This is a genomic window from Desulfonema magnum, from assembly GCF_017377395.1.
GTDB classification, from domain to species: domain Bacteria; phylum Desulfobacterota; class Desulfobacteria; order Desulfobacterales; family 4be13; genus Desulfonema_C; species Desulfonema_C magnum.
In genome coordinates this window covers 7,019,116-7,040,555 of record NZ_CP061800.1, presented here as the reverse complement: position 1 = coordinate 7,040,555, position 21,440 = coordinate 7,019,116, and the positions used below count along the sequence as shown (strand labels likewise).

22 protein-coding genes are annotated in these 21,440 nt (G+C 46.2%); 8 read left to right on the top strand and 14 right to left on the bottom strand.

Features of this window, described 5'->3' with window-relative positions:
• Nucleotides 1-17 precede the first annotated feature (17 nt).
• From dnm_RS26980 to rpmH, 9 genes are all read right to left on the bottom strand, one after another.
• On the bottom strand, nt 18-503 hold the full coding sequence (locus dnm_RS26980) for a hypothetical protein (RefSeq protein WP_207679982.1): 486 nt from the start codon (nt 501-503) through the stop codon (nt 18-20).
• Nucleotides 500-850 (bottom strand): hypothetical protein, encoded by a 351-nt coding sequence (locus dnm_RS26975; protein WP_207679981.1) that lies wholly within the window; start codon nt 848-850, stop codon nt 500-502. Before dnm_RS26975 ends, dnm_RS26980 begins: the two co-directional genes overlap by 4 nt.
• Nucleotides 843-1,520 carry a YkgJ family cysteine cluster protein gene (locus tag dnm_RS26970; protein WP_207679980.1) on the bottom strand — a complete coding sequence of 226 codons (678 nt, stop codon included), beginning with the start codon at nt 1,518-1,520 and terminating at the stop codon, nt 843-845. The genes dnm_RS26975 and dnm_RS26970 overlap by 8 nt, the downstream gene beginning before the upstream one ends.
• A 74-nt stretch (nt 1,521-1,594) precedes the next feature.
• Nucleotides 1,595-3,022, bottom strand: a complete 1,428-nt coding sequence (mnmE, locus tag dnm_RS26965) for a tRNA uridine-5-carboxymethylaminomethyl(34) synthesis GTPase MnmE (protein ID WP_207679979.1) — start codon at nt 3,020-3,022, stop codon at nt 1,595-1,597.
• 166 nt (nt 3,023-3,188) lie between these two features.
• Nucleotides 3,189-4,037, bottom strand: coding sequence for an RNA-binding cell elongation regulator Jag/EloR (gene jag, locus dnm_RS26960; protein WP_207679978.1), 849 nt, complete (start codon nt 4,035-4,037; stop codon nt 3,189-3,191).
• A 105-nt stretch (nt 4,038-4,142) separates the two neighbouring features.
• The gene (yidC, locus tag dnm_RS26955; protein ID WP_207679977.1) at nt 4,143-5,813 is read right to left on the bottom strand and encodes a membrane protein insertase YidC; all 1,671 of its coding nucleotides are present in this window, start codon (nt 5,811-5,813) and stop codon (nt 4,143-4,145) included.
• A 185-nt stretch (nt 5,814-5,998) separates the two neighbouring features.
• On the bottom strand, nt 5,999-6,199 hold the full coding sequence (gene yidD, locus dnm_RS26950) for a membrane protein insertion efficiency factor YidD (RefSeq protein ID WP_492208009.1): 201 nt from the start codon (nt 6,197-6,199) through the stop codon (nt 5,999-6,001).
• Between the two features lie 15 nt (nt 6,200-6,214).
• The gene (gene rnpA, locus dnm_RS26945) at nt 6,215-6,559 is read right to left on the bottom strand and encodes a ribonuclease P protein component (protein WP_207679976.1); all 345 of its coding nucleotides are present in this window, start codon (nt 6,557-6,559) and stop codon (nt 6,215-6,217) included.
• A 1-nt stretch (nt 6,560) separates the two neighbouring features.
• Nucleotides 6,561-6,695, bottom strand: a complete 135-nt coding sequence (gene rpmH / locus dnm_RS26940) for a 50S ribosomal protein L34 (RefSeq protein WP_207679975.1) — start codon at nt 6,693-6,695, stop codon at nt 6,561-6,563.
• A gap of 534 nt (nt 6,696-7,229) precedes the next feature.
• Here rpmH and dnm_RS26935 point away from each other — a divergent pair.
• Nucleotides 7,230-7,391 carry a hypothetical protein gene (locus dnm_RS26935; protein ID WP_207679974.1) on the top strand — a complete coding sequence of 54 codons (162 nt, stop codon included), beginning with the start codon at nt 7,230-7,232 and terminating at the stop codon, nt 7,389-7,391.
• A 104-nt stretch (nt 7,392-7,495) separates the two neighbouring features.
• On the opposite strand, the gene dnm_RS26930 is transcribed toward dnm_RS26935, so the two are convergent.
• From dnm_RS26930 to dnm_RS26915, 4 genes are all read right to left on the bottom strand, one after another.
• Nucleotides 7,496-7,711, bottom strand: coding sequence for a type II toxin-antitoxin system HicA family toxin (locus dnm_RS26930; RefSeq protein ID WP_207679973.1), 216 nt, complete (start codon nt 7,709-7,711; stop codon nt 7,496-7,498).
• Nucleotides 7,708-7,914: a type II toxin-antitoxin system HicB family antitoxin gene (locus dnm_RS26925; RefSeq protein ID WP_207679972.1), complete on the bottom strand. Its 207-nt coding sequence runs from the start codon at nt 7,912-7,914 to the stop codon at nt 7,708-7,710. Before dnm_RS26925 ends, dnm_RS26930 begins: the two co-directional genes overlap by 4 nt.
• A gap of 378 nt (nt 7,915-8,292) precedes the next feature.
• Nucleotides 8,293-8,496 carry a hypothetical protein gene (locus dnm_RS26920; RefSeq protein ID WP_207679971.1) on the bottom strand — a complete coding sequence of 68 codons (204 nt, stop codon included), beginning with the start codon at nt 8,494-8,496 and terminating at the stop codon, nt 8,293-8,295.
• A gap of 93 nt (nt 8,497-8,589) precedes the next feature.
• A complete protein-coding gene (locus dnm_RS26915) occupies nt 8,590-8,913 on the bottom strand; it encodes a type II toxin-antitoxin system HicB family antitoxin (protein ID WP_207679970.1) in 324 nt (107 codons plus the stop codon).
• A gap of 762 nt (nt 8,914-9,675) precedes the next feature.
• Here dnm_RS26915 and dnm_RS26910 point away from each other — a divergent pair.
• The 7 genes from dnm_RS26910 to dnm_RS26880 all read left to right on the top strand — a co-directional run bounded on the left by dnm_RS26910 (nt 9,676) and on the right by dnm_RS26880 (nt 20,405).
• Complete coding sequence (locus dnm_RS26910; RefSeq protein WP_207679969.1) at nt 9,676-10,356, top strand: PspA/IM30 family protein; 681 nt, start codon at nt 9,676-9,678, stop codon at nt 10,354-10,356.
• Nucleotides 10,357-10,554: 198 nt separating this feature from the next.
• The gene (locus dnm_RS26905; protein ID WP_207679968.1) at nt 10,555-17,529 is read left to right on the top strand and encodes a hypothetical protein; all 6,975 of its coding nucleotides are present in this window, start codon (nt 10,555-10,557) and stop codon (nt 17,527-17,529) included.
• A 621-nt stretch (nt 17,530-18,150) separates the two neighbouring features.
• Complete coding sequence (locus dnm_RS26900; RefSeq protein WP_207679967.1) at nt 18,151-18,480, top strand: hypothetical protein; 330 nt, start codon at nt 18,151-18,153, stop codon at nt 18,478-18,480.
• A gap of 5 nt (nt 18,481-18,485) precedes the next feature.
• Nucleotides 18,486-18,779, top strand: coding sequence for a hypothetical protein (locus dnm_RS26895; RefSeq protein ID WP_207679966.1), 294 nt, complete (start codon nt 18,486-18,488; stop codon nt 18,777-18,779).
• A gap of 46 nt (nt 18,780-18,825) precedes the next feature.
• A complete protein-coding gene (locus dnm_RS26890; protein WP_207679965.1) occupies nt 18,826-19,020 on the top strand; it encodes a hypothetical protein in 195 nt (64 codons plus the stop codon).
• 160 nt (nt 19,021-19,180) lie between these two features.
• Nucleotides 19,181-19,831 (top strand): XTP/dITP diphosphatase, encoded by a 651-nt coding sequence (locus dnm_RS26885; RefSeq protein WP_207679964.1) that lies wholly within the window; start codon nt 19,181-19,183, stop codon nt 19,829-19,831.
• 1 nt (nt 19,832) lies between these two features.
• Nucleotides 19,833-20,405: a nitroreductase family protein gene (locus dnm_RS26880; protein WP_207679963.1), complete on the top strand. Its 573-nt coding sequence runs from the start codon at nt 19,833-19,835 to the stop codon at nt 20,403-20,405.
• Nucleotides 20,406-20,807: 402 nt separating this feature from the next.
• On the opposite strand, the gene dnm_RS26875 is transcribed toward dnm_RS26880, so the two are convergent.
• A complete protein-coding gene (locus dnm_RS26875) occupies nt 20,808-21,425 on the bottom strand; it encodes a hypothetical protein (RefSeq protein ID WP_207679962.1) in 618 nt (205 codons plus the stop codon).
• Between the last annotated feature and the right edge of the window lie 15 nt (nt 21,426-21,440).

Genomic DNA, 21,440 nt, shown 5'->3' with positions numbered 1-21,440 from the left:
ACACCTGATACCTTTTTTTAAGCATCTTCATCAACATCAAGACTTTCATCATCTGCGATCTTAATAGCATTAATGTTGTTTATGGGATCTTTATCATCAAAATCATCTTCAATCTCATCTTCAAGCAGCTCATCTATATCATCTGGTTCTTCTTCAATTTCTTCTGCAATATCCGGTTCATCATGCTCTTTTGTCAGAAAATCAAGATCATCAAAAAAAAGTTCCGTGGGCAGATTATCCGCGGACCGGTCATCAAAACCATTATACATCGCTATAACCAAATCCGCTATTTTATTTGAGTATAAAGCGGGCGGATACATGTTATGAGTCCTTAATGTAGCAATAAGAGATGGCTTACCTTTTGAAATTGCAGTTCTGATGGTATCCTCTTCAAATTTTTCCTCACAGAGAAATGATAATATTTCTTTGTCCAGTTCTGCAAATTCTTTGATAATCAGTATTTTTTTCTCATCATCTTTCACAAGGGTGTATTTTTGTTTCATGATTCATGTCCTTCCTTTTTTAAAAGATCATAATACCAGCATGAAAACTCATACATACCTTTGAATCGCTCATCATTGTTGATTATCCCGAGACAGATTTCAAACGCGCCTCTTCCATATTCATTGCTGTATTCTTCGAGTTTCCGAGTTTGCAAAAATTCTCTTACGAGCGTCTGGGTTGTCCGCTTTGTCTTATCTTTTCTGATATCTATGGGATCCTGCGGCTCCTGAAAAGGATCCCATTCTTCATACCCTTTTTTCAGGATATGTTTCTGACGCCTCGGAGACATACTGTCAAACACTGCTTTTTTTCTTGCTTCGGCTTCGGCAGGTGAGAATTCACTCATTCTTTTTCTCCTTATCTTCATCAGAACCTATTCCGAGATATTCCTCATCATAGTCCGTAAGTATGGCCATGGAAAGCGGCACGAGCATATCCGCCATTTTTGTGTACTTGGATTCAATTGCTTTTACAAGCTCGTCAGATATTTCATAAAGTTTATTCTGGATGATATCCAGATGAACCGTGGGATATTGTTCGCCTTTGACAAAACCTGACTTCCCGCAGGTATGACCGGTTCCGCCTATGGATGTGGGGATTCCGTAAAACCTGCATGTGATCGGGCGCCACTCGTAAAGATCACACATATCCCGGTCATTCAGCAAAGGACACCTTACGCGTTCCTCTGCCATTTCCACCAATATTTCATCCTCAGATTTTCCGGATTCAAAATCTTTATAGGCTTTTCTTTTAATTTTATATGTGTTCCGATCTGCACGGTTCGCTTTTTCAATAAGCGCGGCTTTCTCCTTTCCTTCAAATTTTTTATTGAAATGATGATTGATATACAGCACCTCTATCAGGGTGAGATCAAATAACGCGTGGCAGCAATCAGAACACCCGACTTCGCATTTAACACATTCCGGATATTCTGATTTTACGCGCTCGAACACTCCCTCGACTGTTCCTAAAAGTTCCTCGTATTTCTTGAAAAAAGGTGTAAAATCTATATTCATAAACTTGGTTCCTATTATAATTAGTGATTAGTGGTTTATAATTTGCAATTTGCTTCCAGACCCCGGGGTCCATTTCATTTTCCAATACAAAACCTGCTGAAAATCTGATCCAGAATATCTTCCCTGATGGTAATTCCCAGGATTTCACCGAGTGAATCAAGAGATTCCTGAATATCCATGCTGATCAGTTCAAAAGGTGTTCCGTTCTGAATTCCTGATGCTGCTGAAGATGCGGCCTGAAGCCCCCGTTCAAGAGCGAGTTTGTGCCTCAGATTGGGGATGATGGTATTTTTGTCATCATATCCGCCCATGGAAACTGCTGCAATCAGATCCCTGAGCGCATCAACACCTCGGTCATAACGTACCGAAGTTTTGATTATCTCAGGCTTGCGAAGTTCCGGTGATATGGGAAGCTTCCAGGCATCAGGAATGTCAGGCTCAAATTTCTCTTCAACAAGGTCGGCCTTATTTGCAACAAGTATAAAATTTTTATGACTGATTTTTTCATATATCTCATGATCATCAGGTGTCAGCGGCTGGCTCAGGTCAGTCATAAAAAGAATCAGATCAGCATCTTCAATATACTCATAAGCTTTTTTTATCCCCAGAATTTCAACAGGATCATCTGTCTCATGCAGCCCGGCGGTGTCGGTGATTGTCACCGGGATGCCCCGGATATTCAATGTTTCCTCAATGAAATCCCTTGTGGTTCCGGGGATGGGGGTGACAATGGCACGGTCCTTCCGAAGCAGACAATTCATGAGGCTGGATTTCCCCACATTGGGTCTGCCCGCGATAAGCACCTTCAAACCGTCTCTTAAAAAATGCGCATTTTCATATTGTTTAATCAGTTTGTTTAATTTGTCAACAACCTGATTTTGAATGACTTCAACTGCCGAATCTGTGTCAATTGTTTCTTCAACATCTTCTGGAAAATCTATGGCCGCCTCTGTTTCAGCCAAAATGTGAAACAGTGAATCTCTTACAGATTCAATGTGTGCCTTTATATTGCCCCTGATCTGGGCAGTAGCGATGTCAAGCGATTTTTCTGTTTTTGCGTTAATGATATCAATAACAGCCTCAGCCTGTGTGAGATCAATACGGCCGCTGAGGTAGGCTCGTTTTGTAAATTCGCCCGGATCAGCAAGTCTGGCACCATGTTTTAACACCAAATTCAGAATAGCAGTTAATACGGCAGGCCCGGAGTGCGCATGAATTTCCACAACATCTTCCCGGGTATAAGAATACGGCGCGACCATAACAGCAAGAAGGATTTCATCCAAAACCCGGCCATTTTCAGGATTCACAACATACCCGTGATAAAGACGATGAGATTCAAAAACATTCGGGGTTCGGGGTTCGGAGTTCGGGGTTCGGCCGCATGATTTTCGGAAAACAGATGCGGCAATGGTCAGGGCATCTTTCCCGGAAATTTTAATGATACCGATACCTCCGCTACCTGCCGGCGTTGCGATGGCCGCGATAGTAGCAGAATTTGTCATTGGTTATTTGTCATTTGTCATTTGTCATTTGTCATTTGTTATTTGTCATTTGTCATTTGTCATTTGTCATTTGTCATTTGTTATTTGTTATTTGTCATTTGTCATTGGTTGTTGGCAAAGGCCGGATGTGACCAATGACCAATGACCAATGACCAATGCTGAGTTCCTACTTCTGACGTCCTGTATTGTTACCCAGATTCTCCTTCCTTCGGTGAAATCTTCTCTGGGGAAATATCACAAGCTTTCTGTAAAACCCGTCCCCCATGCTCTGGGTTCTGACTTCATTATCATCTTTCAAAGCAATGTGGACAATCCTTCTGTCATGTGCGTTTAACTGGCCGATTGTCACGGGTTTGCCGATACGCTTGGCTTTTTCCGAAAGACGCGCGGCAAGCCCCTCCAGCTTGGCTTTCCGATTATCCAGATATCCTTCAATGTCAACCTGTATGCGGATTCTGTGAGCATTATGTTTGTTGATAATTTTTTCAACTAAATATTGGATGGCTTCAAGGGTCTGTCCGCGTTTGCCGATGAGAACCGCAGTGTTGCCGCCCTCGACATTGAAAAAAATTCGCTCCGGCGTTTCTTTCACCGATATTTTCGCGTCTGTTGTGATAAAATCAATAATGCGTTGCAATGCACTCCGGCCAAGTTCCAGAGGATTTTCAGGAAAAATCTGAGGTTCCTGGCTGTCCTCCGGTGCTTTTTGCATCTCCTCTGATTCTTCTTTTTTCAGGTGTGTTACAGGCGATTTGCCGGCATCGCCCTTTTTGTTGACGACGGGAGAAAATTTTTCTTCGCTATTCGTCGTTTCAGGAATAATCTCCGTCGCTCTTGGTTTGGGTGAGGTAATTCGAATTCGTGCCTTTTTGACACCCACCAGCCCGAAAATACCGCTGGAACCGTAAGAAAGAACATCATATTTAAGTTTGTCTCTGGAGACGTTCAGGGTTTCACAGGCGTTTATGAGTGCCTTTTCAATTGTCTTGCCTTCAAATTCTGGATAAGGCGACATTATAACCTCCGTCAATTGAGAATTGAGAAGTGAAAAGTGAAAAGTGAAAAGTGAAAAGTGAAAAATCCCTTCGGCTCTTCCTGGTTTTCATTTCTCACTTTTCGCTTATTGCGCTTTTTTTTTCGAAACATAGTACTGTTGTGAGATAGACAGGATGTTGTTTACAAGCCAGTATAAAACGAGTCCGGATGAAAAATTTATAAAAATAAATGTAAATACAATCGGCATGAACATCATCATCTTGGCCTGTGCAGGGTCACCCGGGGGCGGCGACATCTTCTGCTGCAGCAGCATGGTGGCTCCCATAATAATCGTGAGTACAGGAATGCCATATGGCGGATCCATAAAAGGGATGGAAAAACTGAAATTAAAAAGACGATCCGGCGCGGACAGGTCATTAATCCACCCCATAAACGGAGCATGCCTGAGTTCTATGGCCTCATACAGCATTCTGTAAAGCGCAAAAAATACAGGTATCTGGGCAACCATGGGAAGGCATCCGCTCATAGGATTGATCTTATATGTCTGATACAATCCCATCAGCTCCTGGTTCATTCTTTTCTTATCGCCCTTATATTTTTCCCTGATGTCAGCCATGAGCGGCTGAAGTTTTTTCATCTCGTTCATGGATTTGTAGCTTATGTTTCCGAGAGGCCACAGAATCAATTTGAGAAGTATCGTTAAGATAATAATCGCCAAACCGTAGTTGGGGATAAAACTGTGCAGGAAATTCATTAACCAGAGGCATGGCTTGGCAATAAAATCAAACCAGCCAAAATTGATCGCCTTTTCCAGACCATTATTGATCTCATTTAGTATTTTCAAACTCTTAGGCCCTAAGAAAAGGTCAAATTCAAAACGCTGCTGCGTTCCGGGCCGGATATCACTGACCGGGTTCATATAGCGGCTTTCCAATATCTTATCTTTCACGAAAAGATGCATACTGGATTCCGCAGGTTTCACAGGAATGACCGCGGACATAAAATAACGGTTTTCAAGAGCAATCCATTTCAATTCTCCGTCATATTTGTTTTTTTCCTCGATATCATCAATTTTTATCTGTTCCAGGCTGTTACGGATCAGTGCGCTGGGTCCCTCAAAACCATACATTTGCTTGTTCTGGGGGACAGGATTTAAGAGCGACACGGTCAGGTTGTCATGGATTGTCTGCTCAGAACCGTTTTTTATGGTCACAGCAAGTCCGATGATATAAGTAGATGGAGAAAAGTGAAAACTTTTTTCAAATACAATTCCCTGAGGAGATTCCCATGAAAAAGAAATTATTTTATTCCGAGTCTCAACGCTTACTGACTCGGCTTCGCTGTCGGCTGAAAAGACCGCAGTTTCCAGTCCGGGAAGGCTGTTCCCGGCAAATTTGGTAAGGATGTTCCCGGGCTGAAGCGATTCCGGTATCATTTCTTTGAAAGGGGAATCCTTATCCACCTTTTCCTTGTAATCTTTCAGCACAAAACTTTTAAACACCGCCCCTTTTTCCGAAATTTTCACTGAATAAAAAGGGGATGTCACAGTGATGACTCTGGCTTCTCTGACAGGCTCTGTATAAGGCGTGAAAGCATCCTGAGCTTCGGGCGGGCCGATCATATCAGTTACAGGTTCGGCCTCTTTTATATATGGTTCTTGTTTTGCTAATTGTTCGGACTGCTGCGTTTTTTCTTTTTCCGGTTTCTGAACAGGCTGCTTAGGGGCAAAAACCTCCCACAGAAGAAACACCAGAAAAGAAAGCGCTATTGCTATAAGTAATCGGACTTGTTCCATATAATACTCTCTCCTAGTATAAAAAAATGTAAGGAAACAGTTTGACACCGTTCCCTACGGCTGTCTCGGATTTGCAAAAACAAAATGTCAGAATAAAAAAATATAGGGAAACGGTCTGACACCGTTCCCTATGCCTGTCTCGGATTTGCAAAAATAGACTGTAAAAAGGGGGATGGCGGCGCTGCTTAGGGAACAGGATCAATTCCTCCAGGATTGAAGGGATGACATCGCAGAATTCTTTTTAAAGACATCCATGAACCTTTAAGCAAACCATAACGCGAAACGGCCTGATAGGCATACTCTGAACAGGTCGGGTAAAAACGACATGTCGGCCCCAGCATGGGAGACAGCGTCCATTGATATGTCCTGATGAGTATCAGGAATATTCTCTTAATAATATATCACCTCGATATTCTGGCAAAAATATTTTTCAGCGAAAAAAAAGCCTGCTCGGATGTGATATCTGCGGCTTCTTTCTTGGCAATGATGTTTATATCCCACTTACCTGCAATATTATGTCTGTTTAACCGAAAATATTCACGGGAAAAACGTTTGATCCTGTTGCGTGTCGCAGCATGACCGACTTTTTTGGTTACAGTGATACCAAGGCGTGTCTGTTCACCGCGTCCCGGGCAGAAAACAGCCAGGAAATGTTTGTTGTGAACCTTTTTTCCGAATTTTGATATTCTGAGAAATTCAGGACGCTTTAAAATTCTGTCCGCCTTGGTAAAAGAAAATGCTCCCACTTTAAAGCGCCAGACGCTTTCTGCCTTTGGCTCTGCGTCTGTTAATAATTCTTCTGCCCTGTTTTGTTGACATTCTTTTCAGGAATCCATGTGTTCTGGCGCGTTTAATTCTGCTTGGCTGATAAGTCCTCTTCATAATAGTATAAATCCTCTCCTTTTGATTCAAAAAAGTTTAATCGCACTATTTAGACATAAGAAATCTGTCATGTCAAGACCCAAATGCCAAAATCAGAATTTTGCTGTCAAACTAAAAATGCGTCTGATTTTGCAGGAAAGTCGGACATCAGGCCGGCCCGGATATCAATATCCGGGCTGAAAGCTAAAACAGACTGAAGCCAGCTTCAAAATAATTTTGGCATATTTATTGCTGTACACCCGATGATCAGATTTTTTGGCCCGGTTCAAGTAAAAAGCCTGTTATTCCTGCTTTCGCAGGAATAACATAAAAAATTTGAACATCGAGAGTACAATTATCTGAAGAAAATAAACACGTTTGCGAATTGCTCAGGCAACAGAAATAAATAATTCGGCAATCTTTTTTAATGGGTAGTAAAAAAAGCTGGTCTTTTCCGGCGGACATACGCTCATCATGCTCATCAGCTGGATTTACACATTGAAAAAAATTCTGTAACAAGCCTCATTTTCACCAACTTTTTCTATGAGGTCTTCCATGTATCTGCAAAAAGAAAGGCTTCAGCATATCAGCAGTGTTGCCTATGAGGACAAGGTCGTTGTTTTTAGCACGGATGCCCACGGCAAAATTTTTTATACCGTGAAACAGGACGGATTTGAGAAGCGGAATGTGAGCGAGTGGAAAGAAATTGAGAATTGATATGGTGTCTTCAGTCCCGTAGGGACGGGTGAAAATAGCCCGGCAATTTTATTATCAAAGCGTTGTGGAAATCTTTCAAAGAATAATTACTCCCCCAGTGTAAATTATAAATCACCCGGCCGGAGTCCTGTGTGCCTGGCAATGCGGGCCAGCATGCGAGGACCGATTTCATCCCGATCATGAAACGAGAAGACAAAATCAGGCCAGTTGTCACGGGAAAGAACCCGATGGGAACCTCTGCCCTCCCTTTTGATTTTCCACCCGATCCGAAGCATCGCCGCAAGCACCTGCTTTGCTTTCGCAGAAGGCCACCGGCTCATGCTGCCACCGAAAAAAATGTCTCAATTCCGGGAACATTCTCGCCATGTTCTATGCGATCCGCCAATATCCGAAGTGCCAGGGACTGTGTTTTTGAAATGGCCTCATTCCTTGTCCTTCCGTAAGCCATCGCACCCGGAATCTCCGGGATTTCACAAATCCAACGCCCGTCATCTTCTTTCTCAATTTCAATAATAAAATTCATTTTTACTGTCTCCTCTGTCTTACGTCTTCAAATCCCCCTTTTCCCGTTATTTCCGGACAGACATCCCCTAAAACAGGGAGTGAAAGCTAAAGTGTCAGCAGATCGGAAACGCCCCGAAATGCTCCCGGGAGATTGGCAAATCCGCCGGAAATGTCCGCGGTTTACCAATCCCGGACGGGCGGGAAGACGGATTTCCGATGAGTTTTGTTATCATAGATAGCATTTGCTCAGAGCGCTGTCAAGAAGGCAAAACTGACTCGTAATTCCGAACGAATCCGGAGTGCAAAAATTTTATTTCTGCGCCTGCGAAAAAGCATTTTTCGCACTCCGGAGAAAATATCGGAAAACCCCGCTTACTCTTAAGTCAACAGCATTGGGTCAGAGGACAGGCTGGGAACAATAAAGCAATGGAAGGCAAACGCGGTTCAGAACATGGGTATATAGTTCGGGATGATGGCGGGGAACAAGAGAAGGCATGGAAGAAAGCAGACTGGTAAATAGAATGATCACTCTCATTTCCACGCTTTGCGTGGGAATGTAGCCCGGACGCTTTGTGTTCAGATGTTCAAAGGAACGTGTCACTCCTGCCACCTGTCGCTCTCTTTCTGACGGGACACAGGACGTGAAACGTCCCTGCTGCGTTCCCACGCAAAGCGTGGGAACGAGAATACCGCATTATGCCGGTGTATATTCAGGAGGATTCTCAGAGGGCGCGGTCATGGGGACAAACTCCAATTCCGGCTGAGAAATCGTAACCACTATAAAAGCGATGGCATCCGCATTTTCAGGTTGAACGATGATATCTTCCAAAGTGGAAGGCGGAGGCACTTTTTCGCCATATTCAAGCATTGTCTTAACATGACCGGTAAGGGCTTCACCGGCCATCTTTCCGGCCTCCTCAATTGTCTCCCCGGCCGAAATACATCCGGGAAAGTCAGGAAAAGAAACCCCGTAATCACTGTCCGAATCTTTGTGAATCAGGGCAATATAATTGGACATAATGATATCCTCATTTTTTTGGTAGTGGTACAGATATGGTGACGGCACAAATGCTTTAATTACAAAATGTTAAAGATATGCTTTCTTTCAAGTATATAGCGTTGTTCCGGTGAAAAACTGTTACTATTTCAGATTGTTAAGGGCCTAACGATACTGTACGGGTTAGGAACAAATTTTCGGGAAACCTTTAAGCATATACAAAAAATGTCCATAAACTCTCAAACTGTATTTGCAGGGCGAGGCAGCCTCCTGCTCTGCAAATATTGATTTGTATGAGATTTGTATAAATACAATTCATTGTTTGATTTTGGCATATTTACTGCTATGATAGATTTCTGAAAGAAAAAAATAAACACTTTTGATAATTGCTCAAGCAACAGAATGAATAATCCGGTAAAATTTTTTCGAAATCTGTTCAAGGGACACGGCTGCCGGACGGGGTTTGCAACCCCGTCCGAAACGTTTGCGGGCGGCGATCCGGAAAATATTCCGGACGGGGTTGCAAACCCCGTCCGGCAAAATCAGAGTTAATAAAAACAGTAGGTTGTAATCTTAGCCTGATGCATATGGGGAGAAACCCGGCTTTTTCCGGCCGGGGAGACACCTGGCCCGGAAAAAAAAGCTGGGTTTCTTTGCTGTCCCGCATATGGCCCGGAAACTTTTCAATCTAATGACTTTTAGCAATTGCTCAAGCGTCAGAAGGAATAATCCTGCAAAAATTTTTCGAAATCTGTTCAAGGGACAGAATAACAGGAGGATATCATGGGAAGTCTGTTTATACGAATCAGCGATGTCATTTCCGCCAACATCAATTATATGATTGATCGGGTGGAAGACCCGGAACGCATGATCAGGCAGGTCATCCTGGAAATGGAAGACCACATTCAGCGCGCTGAAGACAGTGTCATTGATGCCATTGCCAGTGAAAAACAGTTGGCCCGGGAACTGGCACATCATCGCGATAAATCCGAATTCTGGCGGGAAAAAGCCGAAGTTGCTTTGGTGGCTGATAATGAAGCACTGGCCCGGGAAGCCCTGATATGCAAAAAAGAACATGACAGGACAGCAAAAGACCTCGAAAGTGCATGGAAAATTGCAGCAGACACCAGCAAAAAACTGAAATCCCAGCTTCGTGACCTGAAAAACAAACTCACAGAAGCCCGTCAGAAACGCAGTGCCCTGGTGGCCCGGCTGCGAGCGGCTCAGGCCACTCAGCATATGCATAAGACACAACACCATCTTCAAAAGGGACTCAATGCCCGGGACAAATTTATCCGAATGGAAGACAAAGTCACAGAGATAGAAGCCCGGACAGAGGCCATCGCCGAACTTTACGATGAATCATCCGATCTGGAGCGGCAAATTGATCAGCTTGAGATAAAGACCGAAGTGGATAAGGAACTCGAAGAACTCAGGAAAAAAATCGGAATTAAAAAGTGTTAGGTGTCAGGTGTTAGGTGTTAAGAAAACAAAGCCACAGGTTCCGAGCATCTGACACCTAACACCTGACACCTGACACCTAACACCTAACACTTAACACCTAACACCTAACACTTAACACCTAACACCTAACACTTAACACTTAACACCTGACACCTGACACCTGACACCTGACACCTGACACCTAAAAGGACGAATACAATGGAAGGTTTCTTTGTCGTTATTGCGTTACTAATGTTAGCGGGTTGGCCTGTGGCGATTATTTTGCTGGGCTTGCTGCTCAGGAGGCGGCAGCGCGAGCATAATGCCTATAACCTGCTTCTGCTTCGGGAGGAATTGGAACGTCTGCATTCAGCTAACCATATTGACGGAAAGTCTGAAAAGGAACTGAAGCGTCACATTGACAAATTGCTGCGTCAATTGCTGCCGAGCGGCAATATGTCGTGGAAAGATCGGCGGGATGCTGCCTGGACGTATCTTTGTAAGCATCTGGGACTCCCTCCGGAATCAGATCCGCCCTGGCAGGAACAAGAAGAAAAATTGGCATCCCCGGTCACAGCCACGCTTTCCGCACCTGTGAAATCTGTTTCTGAAGCTGAACCACCGAAAAAAGACATTTTTATTTCCGAGCCAAGTGTTTCAAAACATGATACACCCCCGCCGCTCCCTGCCACAGCAAAGCAGAAGCCTGAAATTTCTCCGGAATTGCCTGAAATCGAAATTTCAACACCGCGTGTTCCGATAAAGAAGAAACCTGAATCGCCTTCCCCCTTGTCCAGGAGCGAGATTTCAAAACCCGATATTCCTCCGCCCCTCCCTGTCACACCGAAGAAAAAGTCTGAGCCGCTTCCTGAATCACTCAAAACAGCAACAGTATCCGTTACCCCCTCGCCCCAAGCCCCTCGCCCCAAGCCCCTCGCCCCTGCCAGCCGCTATGCGTGGGAGCCTGCCAAGCCAGGCGATCTGGAACAGGCTCTGAATGTGATTTCCGGTTGGCCCCGTGTGATTGCGCCCTTTCTGGTTCAGAATATCGGCTGGTTTATCAGCGGATTTCTCTTTATCACAGGATGTATTTTTCTTGTGACCTACACCGCAGGATTTTTCAGATCCCTGACCATTGCACTGATCCTGTTCGGTTACACCTTGGTGTTGCTGGGAGGGGCTTACCAACTGCTACGTCGGAGGCCGGAACTCCGCACCGCGGGCAGTGTCCTTATCACCCTGGGGATGATGCTGATTCCGCTCAGTATGGCCGCGTCCGTTCGCCTGACAGATATCGCCTGGCCTGATAAACTGACAAGCGCCGCAGGAATTCTCATGATCATGGCGAATGTCAGCATCTTTTACTGGGCTGCCCAGCTTGCATCCGGCATCATGGACCGCTCTTTGCAGGGACCTCACGCGAGAGTGTTTATGGGACTGGCAATTGTGCAGATCGCAGTGCCAATGGCAGCCCGAATTCCCGGGTGGTATGTCCTGCTCCTGATACATCTCACCTTGTCGGGATTACTGGGATACGGACTGATTCGCTTTATTCGTGACTGGCTGAAATCCATTTTTCTGGATCAGCGAAAACTGGCTTATTATTCAACCGGGACCCTGGTGTATGCTGCGATAGTATCCTTTGTTCACCTCACCTGGCGATGTAAGACGCCATTGCCTCCCGGGTATTCCGGCCCGTTTCTGATGATGCTGTCCGGGTTTTTATTTTATGTTGACGCTCAGTTCAAAAAATGGACCAAACGATACACGTTCCTGTCCCGATTCAGCTTTGCTGTCTATGCCCTTTCAATACTGGCGCTGTCCCTCAGTTTTCAAGGACTGACTGCAAGACTGATCACCCTGACACTGGGCGCGGGCGTTTATGCAACCGTGTTCAGGCATTATCTGACACTACCGCCGCTTTATCTGCTGCTGGCCTGTGTGGGATGTTTATATCACCAACTGATTCTGAAGCATTTTTCTTATGACGCCTACTTTCTGGCGAGCATTCCGGGACTTTCCGCTCTTCTTGGCATTTTTCACCGGACATTGAAACACAAAGCCGAAAACCTGGCCCGATTGTGTTTTCAAACGCTGATGATACTGACACTGGGATTGGTGGGATGGAGTCTGTTCCACGCTGCCCCGGGACGGACAGCAGCAACAACCGGCCTGACCCTGACCGGAATGCTGTACGCCACCCTGCGCTATCTCCCATATTGGAACTCCCAAACCCCAAATCATCTTAACACTCCCTGGCTGTATATTGTGCCGCTGGCCGGAGCCATCACGCTCGCATACTTGCCCTTATGGGGCGGATTAAGATGGACCGAGCAGCTCCCCCTCGGCCTGACATTGCTGGCCTTATTGCTGACCAGCATAGGAATGCGGACTTATCGCGGGATCACCGAGTCCGCAGCAATGACAACCCGAGTGCTGTCAAACAGCGCCTTACTGAGCGTGGTCACCGCCATTGTCATAACATCCCTGGCAGATAAGCCAGCGACATTTCCCAAAAACGCCCTCCTTCATCTGCAACTGATAGTGTCAGCCGGCGTGTTTCTCTGGCAAAGTTTATCCATGCGGGTGCGAGCCTTGTTTTACTGCGCCCTGATTCTCGGAAGCGCCGCGGGTGCTTTAATAAAACACACCCATTTCCCATATCCCTCCGCAGGCATAACAGAAACAGTAATCATCCTGATCACATGGGGAATAATCTGGAAATTGAAAAGGAGTTCTCAGCTATCAGCCATCAGCCATCAGCCATCAGTATCAAGTATCAAATTTCAAGTATCAAGTATCAAGTATCAAATTTCAAGTATCAAATTTCAAGTTTCCCCCTTGGAGCAGTTCATGGCTCTGCTGTGGGGAGTATCACTATTTCATTTTATCCGGTATCTGCCTGAATTTAAAATCAGCGTAAAATGGGGATTCAGTTCCGGCCTGATGACACTGACCGCGATGCTGCTGGTCTTTTATTTCCGGCTGCTTTATATGTGGTGGATTCCGCTGCTTCTCGGACTGAGTGCATTGCTCGCTCCTTTTTACCGGGCTTATACGTCAAATCTTCCGCTTCTGAGTTTTATTGGCACGCTGTATGCCCTTCTGGCCTGGCTCATCATCCCATGGCTTGCGGATTGTGCGCTTACTGTTCGCCTGACAAAAGTGATGCTGCTTAACGGCGGCCACGGCGGCGGTCGGAAGCAAGTGGAGGAGCAGACATATTACACCGCATATCTGATTACCCTCGCGGGAATTGCAGCAGCCGTCCGGCACTGGCTGAACGCACCCGGTCTGACCGTCCTCCCCGCATTCATCATCGCCATGGCGTTTTTCTGGCTGACTGGCAGGCATTACCGAAATCGCTTTCAAAGTCATGTTACGCTGACGATTTTGGTGACAGTGACGCTGGTCATTCACGTCCGAGTCCTGGGAATCAGCAATTTGCAAATCTTGCCTACAGACCCGCGAACCGGTTTATTGTTTGCTTTGCTAAGTCTCAGTTTATGGACCATCTCATGGTTGTCTGGCTGCAAGATATTTAAAAATGAAGATTTTCCGAGAAATTTTGCCCAAAGTCTTTACCGTAAGCCTTTACTACAGGCAGCCACACTTCTGACCTTTATGGCGGCAGGACAGCAGCTTGTTTTGGTATGGGGAAATTTTGCCCGGTACTTTGGCGGAACAACTGTTCTCACGCTGTGTCTCGCAAGCATTGGCCTCTTATTGGCAAACCACAGGTTACGCAGTCAGATGCTGAGTCTGACCGGAATGCTGTGGGCTGAACTTGGACTCCTGTGGATATACATGTTTTTATTTCACAGTGGCGAGCGGTTTTATCTCTGGCCGCCCCGAAGCGGCGATATCTGGCTGGTTCTGTCTCTGATCTGTATGGGGCTTTCCTTCCTGGCCTGCATCATGGCACGATATCCGCAATGGAAGTCATTGTATGCCAGGCCCCTGTGGTATGCTGCAATTTTAACTTATGGCTGGATTTTCCTGAGAACAGTGCTGTTATTTGCGTCAGCAATACTCGAAAAGAAAACCGGATACTATGGAATCTGGCTCTTTCTGATCATGGGCATAACATTGTTTCCGTTATCAGAACCTTTGCCCAAAGCACATTACTGGCGAGGGGCAGGTGTTCTGTTCATGCTGACCGGATGGGTTGTAAGTATCCTGCGCCTCAGTCACATACCGCTTTGGAACGACGCGCTGTTATTATCCTGGGGCTTTGCTCTCTGGGGGATTGCCAACAGCGTTTTACCGTACTTTAATTCCCGTTTTCCGGCATGGAGCATCTCTCCCGGAGCGTGGCCCCGGGCAGGATTTGTGTTCATTTCACTCGTTCTTTTTGACAAATGGGACGGACAGTTATCCTTTTTACCCGCGAACCTGTTCTCCGTGCTGCATTGGAAATATGTGCTGGCCGGAACTGCTTACTGCGTTCTCATGCGTCGTAACAGCCGATCCTCTGTGTTTCCGTGGCTGATTGTGACCGGATTCACCATCACCGCTTTTCATCTCCTTGACAGCAGCTTGGCGATCATAACAGACATCACAAGCCAATGGCTGAACCTGAGCCTGATCTCACTGGGACTGGCCGCACTTGCCCAATACCTTGCCTCCCAAGCCGGACACCAGAAAACACAAAATCCGGATAGTGAAAAAACGCTGCTGAAAACCCTTTTCAGCCCCCGGGACTTCAGATTCCCCGCATGGGTTATCTCAGCCGTTGCTTACGGATGGTGTCTGCTCGGTCTGGAATCTCTGCCTGAAAACGCTCTGTTGCCCTGGATATTTCTGACGCTGGCATTGGGACTTTTTCCCCTGCTGAGTCCTTTTGCATGTGCCCCTGTTCTCCGAGGAATCGGTGTCACTTTGTTTTTAAGTCTCGCATGGTTCAGTTTCATATCTGTTTACGAACTGACTGAGTATGGCCCGGCCGCCCTGCTATGGTCTTATATCTTATGGGCAGCGGCGAATTTTATCCTGACGCGGTTCAACAAACGCTGCCCCCGATGGGCGGTTGACACCGGTATATGGCTCTGTTCCGGGTTATTGTTAGTGATCATCAGCCCGGTGCTGACTATCGGTTTTATTGTTTTTCTCCACTGGACATATTGGCTCTCCCTCTCCGTTTATCTGTTCCTGATTTTGCGAAACAGTAAAAACGCGGGTCTCTCCTGGATTGCCGCGGGATCGCTGACATGGGCAGGAGTGTTATATGTCGGAGAACTTGCAGGATTACATATCATCTATGTTCATGAGAAAGAAATTAACCGCTTTGTCATTGGCACAATAATATGGGCAAATCTTCTTCTGGTTATGGTTTCTCTTTGGCGTCATCTGGGAGAAAAACTGGCGGATCGCCTGAACTGGCACGCGCATAATCTGACCGGTCCGTTTCTCTTCTGGCCTGCTGCCATTTTATATCCGTGCCTGATTTTCATGGTAACGAATTTAGCTGCTATTTTTTCACATCATCCCCACGCCTGGCCATCCCAGGTGCTGATTGCAGGACTGCTCACCGCCTCTCTCCTGCATTTGTTTCTGTTGCACCCCGGCATTCTGAACACTCACAGCCTTCTTGTTTCAGTTTTCGCCATGACTCTGACGTGGATTCATCCTGAGTCGGCATTATCTCATTTGCCACTTATCCTGGCGTTGTGGAGCGGATTTTTATTCATGCTTGCAGTTTTCTGGTCACGAATTTCAAACTCATCATTCGCCACTCATCATCTGAGGCATTTTGGGAATATTCGCAACGCCGTATCCGTCTGGCTTGTTCTGACGCAGTGGACTGTTATGCCTGCTTTACTCTTTGCGCCGGTCGCTTCTCTGTCTGAAAGCTTGCTGACCCTGGGGCTGCTGGCCGGAATTTTTACAGGAACAGCCTGGATCCGGCGCTCCTCCACTTTGGTATGGATCGCCAGATTCCTATGGCTCATACTGCTGCACACTTGGCCCCTGATGTGGATTCCGTCAGATCAAACCCAGGGACTGATCCTATGGCAGATATGGCCGCTGCTGCAAGCTCAGTTTTCAAGGCTTCAGATACTCTTTCCCTGGTATTCGCTGCAACTGAGTCTGATCATATGGCTGTTGGTGAAAATTCGAAACTTGAAACTTGAAATTCGAAACTCGGAAAGATTCTTATTTTTTCAGGAGAAACTCCTCGGAAATCTTTCATTTGAAACAAGCCTCGCCGTGGGCGAATGGGTTTTACATCTGATGGTTTTCCTCCGCCAGATGACTGCACACCTCCCTATGGAAAATGTCTGGCTTCATGGAACAGCCGCATTCATCTCAGCCGGACTCCTCATGGGGTTGGGAATACGCCGGTTTTATCATTCTCAGGAACCCGGATGGATTTACGGCGTGGCGCTGCTGGGCGGTGCTGCCGGTGTATATCTGCGCCTCTTATTACTCGGTCTGTCCCCGCCGGACATACAGGACACTGCCGCCATAATGGGAACTGCCTGGTGTCTGTTCATGCTGGGACGTTTCGCTTCGTCAGAGAAGTTGTCTGCGGCGCTGTCACGTCTGTGCATGAGTCTTCCATTACTGGCCCTTCTGACAGTGCCGTTTCATCTGTCCTCTCCTCATGCGGCCGCGACGCTGATGGCGGCCGGCGCATTATATCTTTCTCTGCGTTATACATCCGGCAGTCCAATGTCGCTTTATCTGGGCGTTTTCTCAATCAACGCTGCCATTTATCTTTGGATACCTGCATGGGCAAATCAGTATCATCTGATACAACTGTATGTGGTTCCCGCGGCTTTAACTGTTCTGATACTGCTTCACCTGCATCGCAAGGAATTAAAGAACAGCACACTTAACCGCGTGCGTCTGGCAGGCGTCAGCGTATTATACGCGTGCGCAACCCTGGATTTTTTTCTGCGTCCTGAACTGTCTGTTTTTCTGGTGATTCTCTTTCTCAGCCTGGTCGGTGTCGCCATGGGAATTATCCTGCGGATTCGGGCATTTTTATACGGCGGCGTCATTTTTATGGTGCTGAATATCGCGGGACAGTTATTTCTTTTCTATTCCAGGCAGAACGTGGGAAAAGGGGTTGTGCTGATTCTGCTGGGTTCCCTTATCCTGGTCGGAATGATCTGGTTCAACATCAGACGGGAAGACATTTTAAAGCGGATTCGCATCGTCCGGGCGGATCTGGAGCAATGGAAATAAGGGCACTGTTGTCGCTCGATGATCCAGTTTTTTTTGTCATTCCTGCGAAAGCAGGAATCCACAGTTCCCAGAAGTGCGGCATCGGCCAAAAACGGATTCCTGCTTTCGCAGGCTTCGGCGTGAACTCAGTCGAACGGAATGACAGACTTGTTGTCCGAGTGCGGTGGGTTCCGCTTCGCTCCACCCACCCTACATTTCTACATTTCTGGGTATTTTGGCTTATGAAGGCCGAAACAGACACTCATTTTGAATTAAAAAATGTGAAAAGCTTTACAATGACCGGATTGTGTTTTATAAATTTTTAATAATCTGTTCCGGAGACAGCAGGGGCAATTCCAGAAAAACTGCCCCTGCATTTAAATTATTTGAAAAACGCTGATTATAACGGATTTAGGGGAAGGCCGAGCAAGCCCTGTGGGGGCGGCATATTTGCAGCATGATTTACTTCCGCTTTGCTACAAATTTCAGTACTGACAGGTACTTGCCCACAAAGACCCGGGGAGCGGACGACTGAGAATTTGTCCGATGAGTATGAAGATGATTGATAACTACAGGAAGGATTTATAAAAAAATATTGAGATCTCTGTTTTTATATGAAATTATTTTGAAAAATGGAAAATTATGCGACATTGCGTATCATATGAACATTGTTATGAAGACAATCCTAAGCACGGACTGAAATCCAGAGGGAATATCGCACGTCGTCCCACAAACGGAGATTCAGCTCTGGAAAATTCCGTTCCCATAAGCGAGAGGAGACGACTGGGATATGATGCGATCAATATGGAACTGGTCGTATTGCCCCTGCATCGGACAGATGAGGAAAACTGCGTCAGATATTATCACGGATTCGTGATTGATGATCCTGATCAGCTCAGAAAACGTCAGGATATTATAAATACAGCGAAAAAAGCAGGATATCCGTTACCGAAAAAACAAACCAGGAGGTGAGCGAAATGCCGAAAGAAATAAATACCATAGAAGATATTCAGCCGGGTGATATTTATGAAGATTCAGCTTATCATCCGTGTCTGTGCATGGGCATGGACGGCCATGAAATATGGGGTGTGTCTCTGATAGACGGTTCGTATCCCAGATGCGAGGATATCGGTTTTTCAGGAGTGAGGAAACTGACACCCGAAGAGGCTTGGATTTGGCGTACCCAGGGGCCGCCGGACGCAGATTCAGAGATCATAGACCGCTGGTGGGATGACGGGGTCGGACAGGAACTTTTGGAGGAAATCCCCTAATGTAAGATAGAAGCAATTCCTGAAGACAAAGTGTTTGAGGAGGCTTTTGAGAGGAACTGACAAATGGAAGCAGAATGAAAGAAATTATCTGATTATTAACGACTCGTTGTCAGTTGTCACTTGTCAGCCCAAGGGTATTTTGTCTGAGAAAGGGCTTATGAAGGCTGAAACAGACACTCATTTTGAATTAAAAAATGTGAAAAGCTTTACAATGATCGGATTGTGTTTTATAAATTTTTAATAAGTTGTTCCGAAACAACAGGGGCAATTCCGGAGGAATTGCCCCTGTATTTTATTTGAAAAACGGTAATCAGCTCCCGGCGGACAGTTATCATCAGACCTTGTGTCCTCTGATAGCTGATTGCTGACAACTGATTACTGACAATTGAAAAGAGGTTTTCATGCAAAATTCGATTGCTCTTGTCGTGGCCACACGAAATAAAGGCAAAACATCTGAAATCAGAGAACTCCTGAAAGATTTTCCCATTGAAATCAAAAATTTGGATGATTTTGGTCCCATTCCCCAAGTGGAAGAGGACGGGGATACCTTTGATGAAAATGCTTATAAAAAAGCAAGTTTTACAGCAAGAATTCTGGGATATCCCGCGCTCGCGGATGACTCAGGACTGTTGGTGGATGCCCTTGACGGCGCGCCCGGGGTTTATTCCGCACGCTATGCAGGCGAGAACGCCACAGATGAAGAAAGATATGCCAAAATATTACAGGAAATTAAAGGGAAAACTAACCGGAAGGCCGCGTTTGAATGTGTCATTTCCATTGCGGTTCCCACGGGTCCGGCCCTGACATATGAAGCCCGATGTGAGGGGGTGATCGCTGAACAGCCTTCCGGCTCAAACGGATTCGGATATGATCCGATTTTCTATTATCCGGAGCTGAAGAAGACGTTTGCAGAATTAACCCAGGAGGAAAAGAACAGCGTCAGCCACAGAGGTAAGGCGTTCAGGGAAGTTCAGGAGGAATTTGACAAAATCCTAATCTGGATTCGGCAAAATATGCCGGTTCAGGAAAAATTTATATGCAGCGAGGATTAAAATGATCGAGGAGCTGATTCTAAAAAACAGAAGCTGCCGGCGGTTTTATCAGGATCATTCGGTGGATTCGGAAAGTTTGAAATCGCTGGTAAACCTTGCAAGATTATCAGCCTCAGCAGGGAATTTGCAACCCCTGAAATACATCCTCTCCTGTGATCCTGAAATGAACGCTCAGATATTTTCGTGCCTCGCGTGGGCAGGATATCTCAAAGACTGGCCCGGGCCGGACCAAGGGGAAAGACCATCCGCATATATCATTATCTTAGGTGATACTGAAATTAGCAAAGACTTCGGATGTGATCATGGCATTGCGAGCCAGAGCATCCTCTTAGGCGCGAAAGAAAAAGGGCTTGCCGGCTGCATTATCGGAGCGATAAACAGAGAAAAGCTCCGGGATATCCTGAACATCCCCGCGCAATTTAAAATTCTCCTTGCCCTTGCCATGGGAAAGCCCAAAGAGGAAATTGTGACACAAGACGTCGGCACTGACGGAAGCATCAGATATTGGCGGGATGACAAAGGCGTTCATCATGTGCCTAAGAGAAGTTCGGAGGAGATTATTCTGAATTACTGAGGTCTGCTCTGCTGCCTGGTTCGGATTTGGCAAATGCGGCAGTGTTCCCTTTCCGGATATTATCCATATAAGTGATTTGAATCCGTTCGGTAAATATCGGGTCATATCCGGATTTGGAACTAAGCCGTCTGAATTTTTAACTTTTTGCTCAAACCCCGTCCGGCTCCCTTCGACAGACTCAGGGTGCAGGTGCCGGGTACGGACAGAAACGCCGCTCGCTGAGTCCGTCGAAACGAGCAATGTTACGGACGGGGTTTGCAATCCCGTCTGTAATGTTTTCATTGTCCGGCAGACGAACTAAAAAAACGTTACGGACGGGGCTGGGCAGAAGGCTTACAAACCTCGTGTGGCAGAGTTCTCCTTTTTGGCAATATCGGAAAGGGACTGTGTAAACCGGACCTCTCATCTGTCAGATGTGCTGTTGACAATCAACTGCACAATCTCATGTTCGTCAGACCAACTCACCTCATGCAATTTCTCCGGCTTTATTTCCTTACCGTCCTTTTTGACAGCCTTGCATTCTGCCTGGAAAATTTCCGACTGACGTCTCAGGAACGCCTCCAACTCATTCTTTCTGATCCAAACGCCACGTTTAAGAAAGACGGGACCCAGTTCCCGGACGAGGAGATTAAAGAGTTTCAGAATAAAAACGCCCTTGTAAACCGGAACATCTGCTTCCTCTTTCGGATGCGTAATTGTACTCCGAAACGCAGCCAGATGCCCTCCCTTACGAAAAGTTGATCCCACCAGTCCTGGCATGGCAGCCGAAAGTGCAAGGACTGAACCATCCCTGACTATGGCTGACCCCGCATCATCCACAGGCTTTCCATTCAAAAAAATGGTTTCAATCCGATTTTCAAGATATTCGGGACTCACACCAAAGCCGTGGCAGAGCATATCCCTGATGCTTCGCCCGATCCGGGTTTGCAGCATAACACCATGCTGTAACAGAGGAAAGAAACAATAAATTTTGTCTGTCTCAAGGATCAGAGAGAGCGTTGGTGTCATTTGATTTTTCAATGTCTTTTTCTCCGC

Excerpts from the sequence above, each read along its gene's own strand:
- dnm_RS26980 (WP_207679982.1), bottom strand. The coding sequence starts at position 503 with ATGAAACAAAAATACACCCTTGTGAAAGATGATGAGAAAAAAATACTG.
- dnm_RS26975 (WP_207679981.1), bottom strand. The coding sequence starts at position 850 with ATGAGTGAATTCTCACCTGCCGAAGCCGAAGCAAGAAAAAAAGCAGTG.
- dnm_RS26970 (WP_207679980.1), bottom strand. The coding sequence starts at position 1,520 with ATGAATATAGATTTTACACCTTTTTTCAAGAAATACGAGGAACTTTTA.
- mnmE (WP_207679979.1), bottom strand. The coding sequence starts at position 3,022 with ATGACAAATTCTGCTACTATCGCGGCCATCGCAACGCCGGCAGGTAGC.
- jag (WP_207679978.1), bottom strand. The coding sequence starts at position 4,037 with ATGTCGCCTTATCCAGAATTTGAAGGCAAGACAATTGAAAAGGCACTC.
- yidC (WP_207679977.1), bottom strand. The coding sequence starts at position 5,813 with ATGGAACAAGTCCGATTACTTATAGCAATAGCGCTTTCTTTTCTGGTG.
- rpmH (WP_207679975.1), bottom strand. The coding sequence starts at position 6,695 with ATGAAGAGGACTTATCAGCCAAGCAGAATTAAACGCGCCAGAACACAT.
- dnm_RS26935 (WP_207679974.1), top strand. The coding sequence starts at position 7,230 with ATGTATCTGCAAAAAGAAAGGCTTCAGCATATCAGCAGTGTTGCCTAT.
- dnm_RS26930 (WP_207679973.1), bottom strand. The coding sequence starts at position 7,711 with ATGAGCCGGTGGCCTTCTGCGAAAGCAAAGCAGGTGCTTGCGGCGATG.
- dnm_RS26925 (WP_207679972.1), bottom strand. The coding sequence starts at position 7,914 with ATGAATTTTATTATTGAAATTGAGAAAGAAGATGACGGGCGTTGGATT.
- dnm_RS26915 (WP_207679970.1), bottom strand. The coding sequence starts at position 8,913 with ATGTCCAATTATATTGCCCTGATTCACAAAGATTCGGACAGTGATTAC.
- dnm_RS26910 (WP_207679969.1), top strand. The coding sequence starts at position 9,676 with ATGGGAAGTCTGTTTATACGAATCAGCGATGTCATTTCCGCCAACATC.
- dnm_RS26905 (WP_207679968.1), top strand. The coding sequence starts at position 10,555 with ATGGAAGGTTTCTTTGTCGTTATTGCGTTACTAATGTTAGCGGGTTGG.
- dnm_RS26900 (WP_207679967.1), top strand. The coding sequence starts at position 18,151 with ATGCGACATTGCGTATCATATGAACATTGTTATGAAGACAATCCTAAG.
- dnm_RS26895 (WP_207679966.1), top strand. The coding sequence starts at position 18,486 with ATGCCGAAAGAAATAAATACCATAGAAGATATTCAGCCGGGTGATATT.
- dnm_RS26885 (WP_207679964.1), top strand. The coding sequence starts at position 19,181 with ATGCAAAATTCGATTGCTCTTGTCGTGGCCACACGAAATAAAGGCAAA.
- dnm_RS26880 (WP_207679963.1), top strand. The coding sequence starts at position 19,833 with ATGATCGAGGAGCTGATTCTAAAAAACAGAAGCTGCCGGCGGTTTTAT.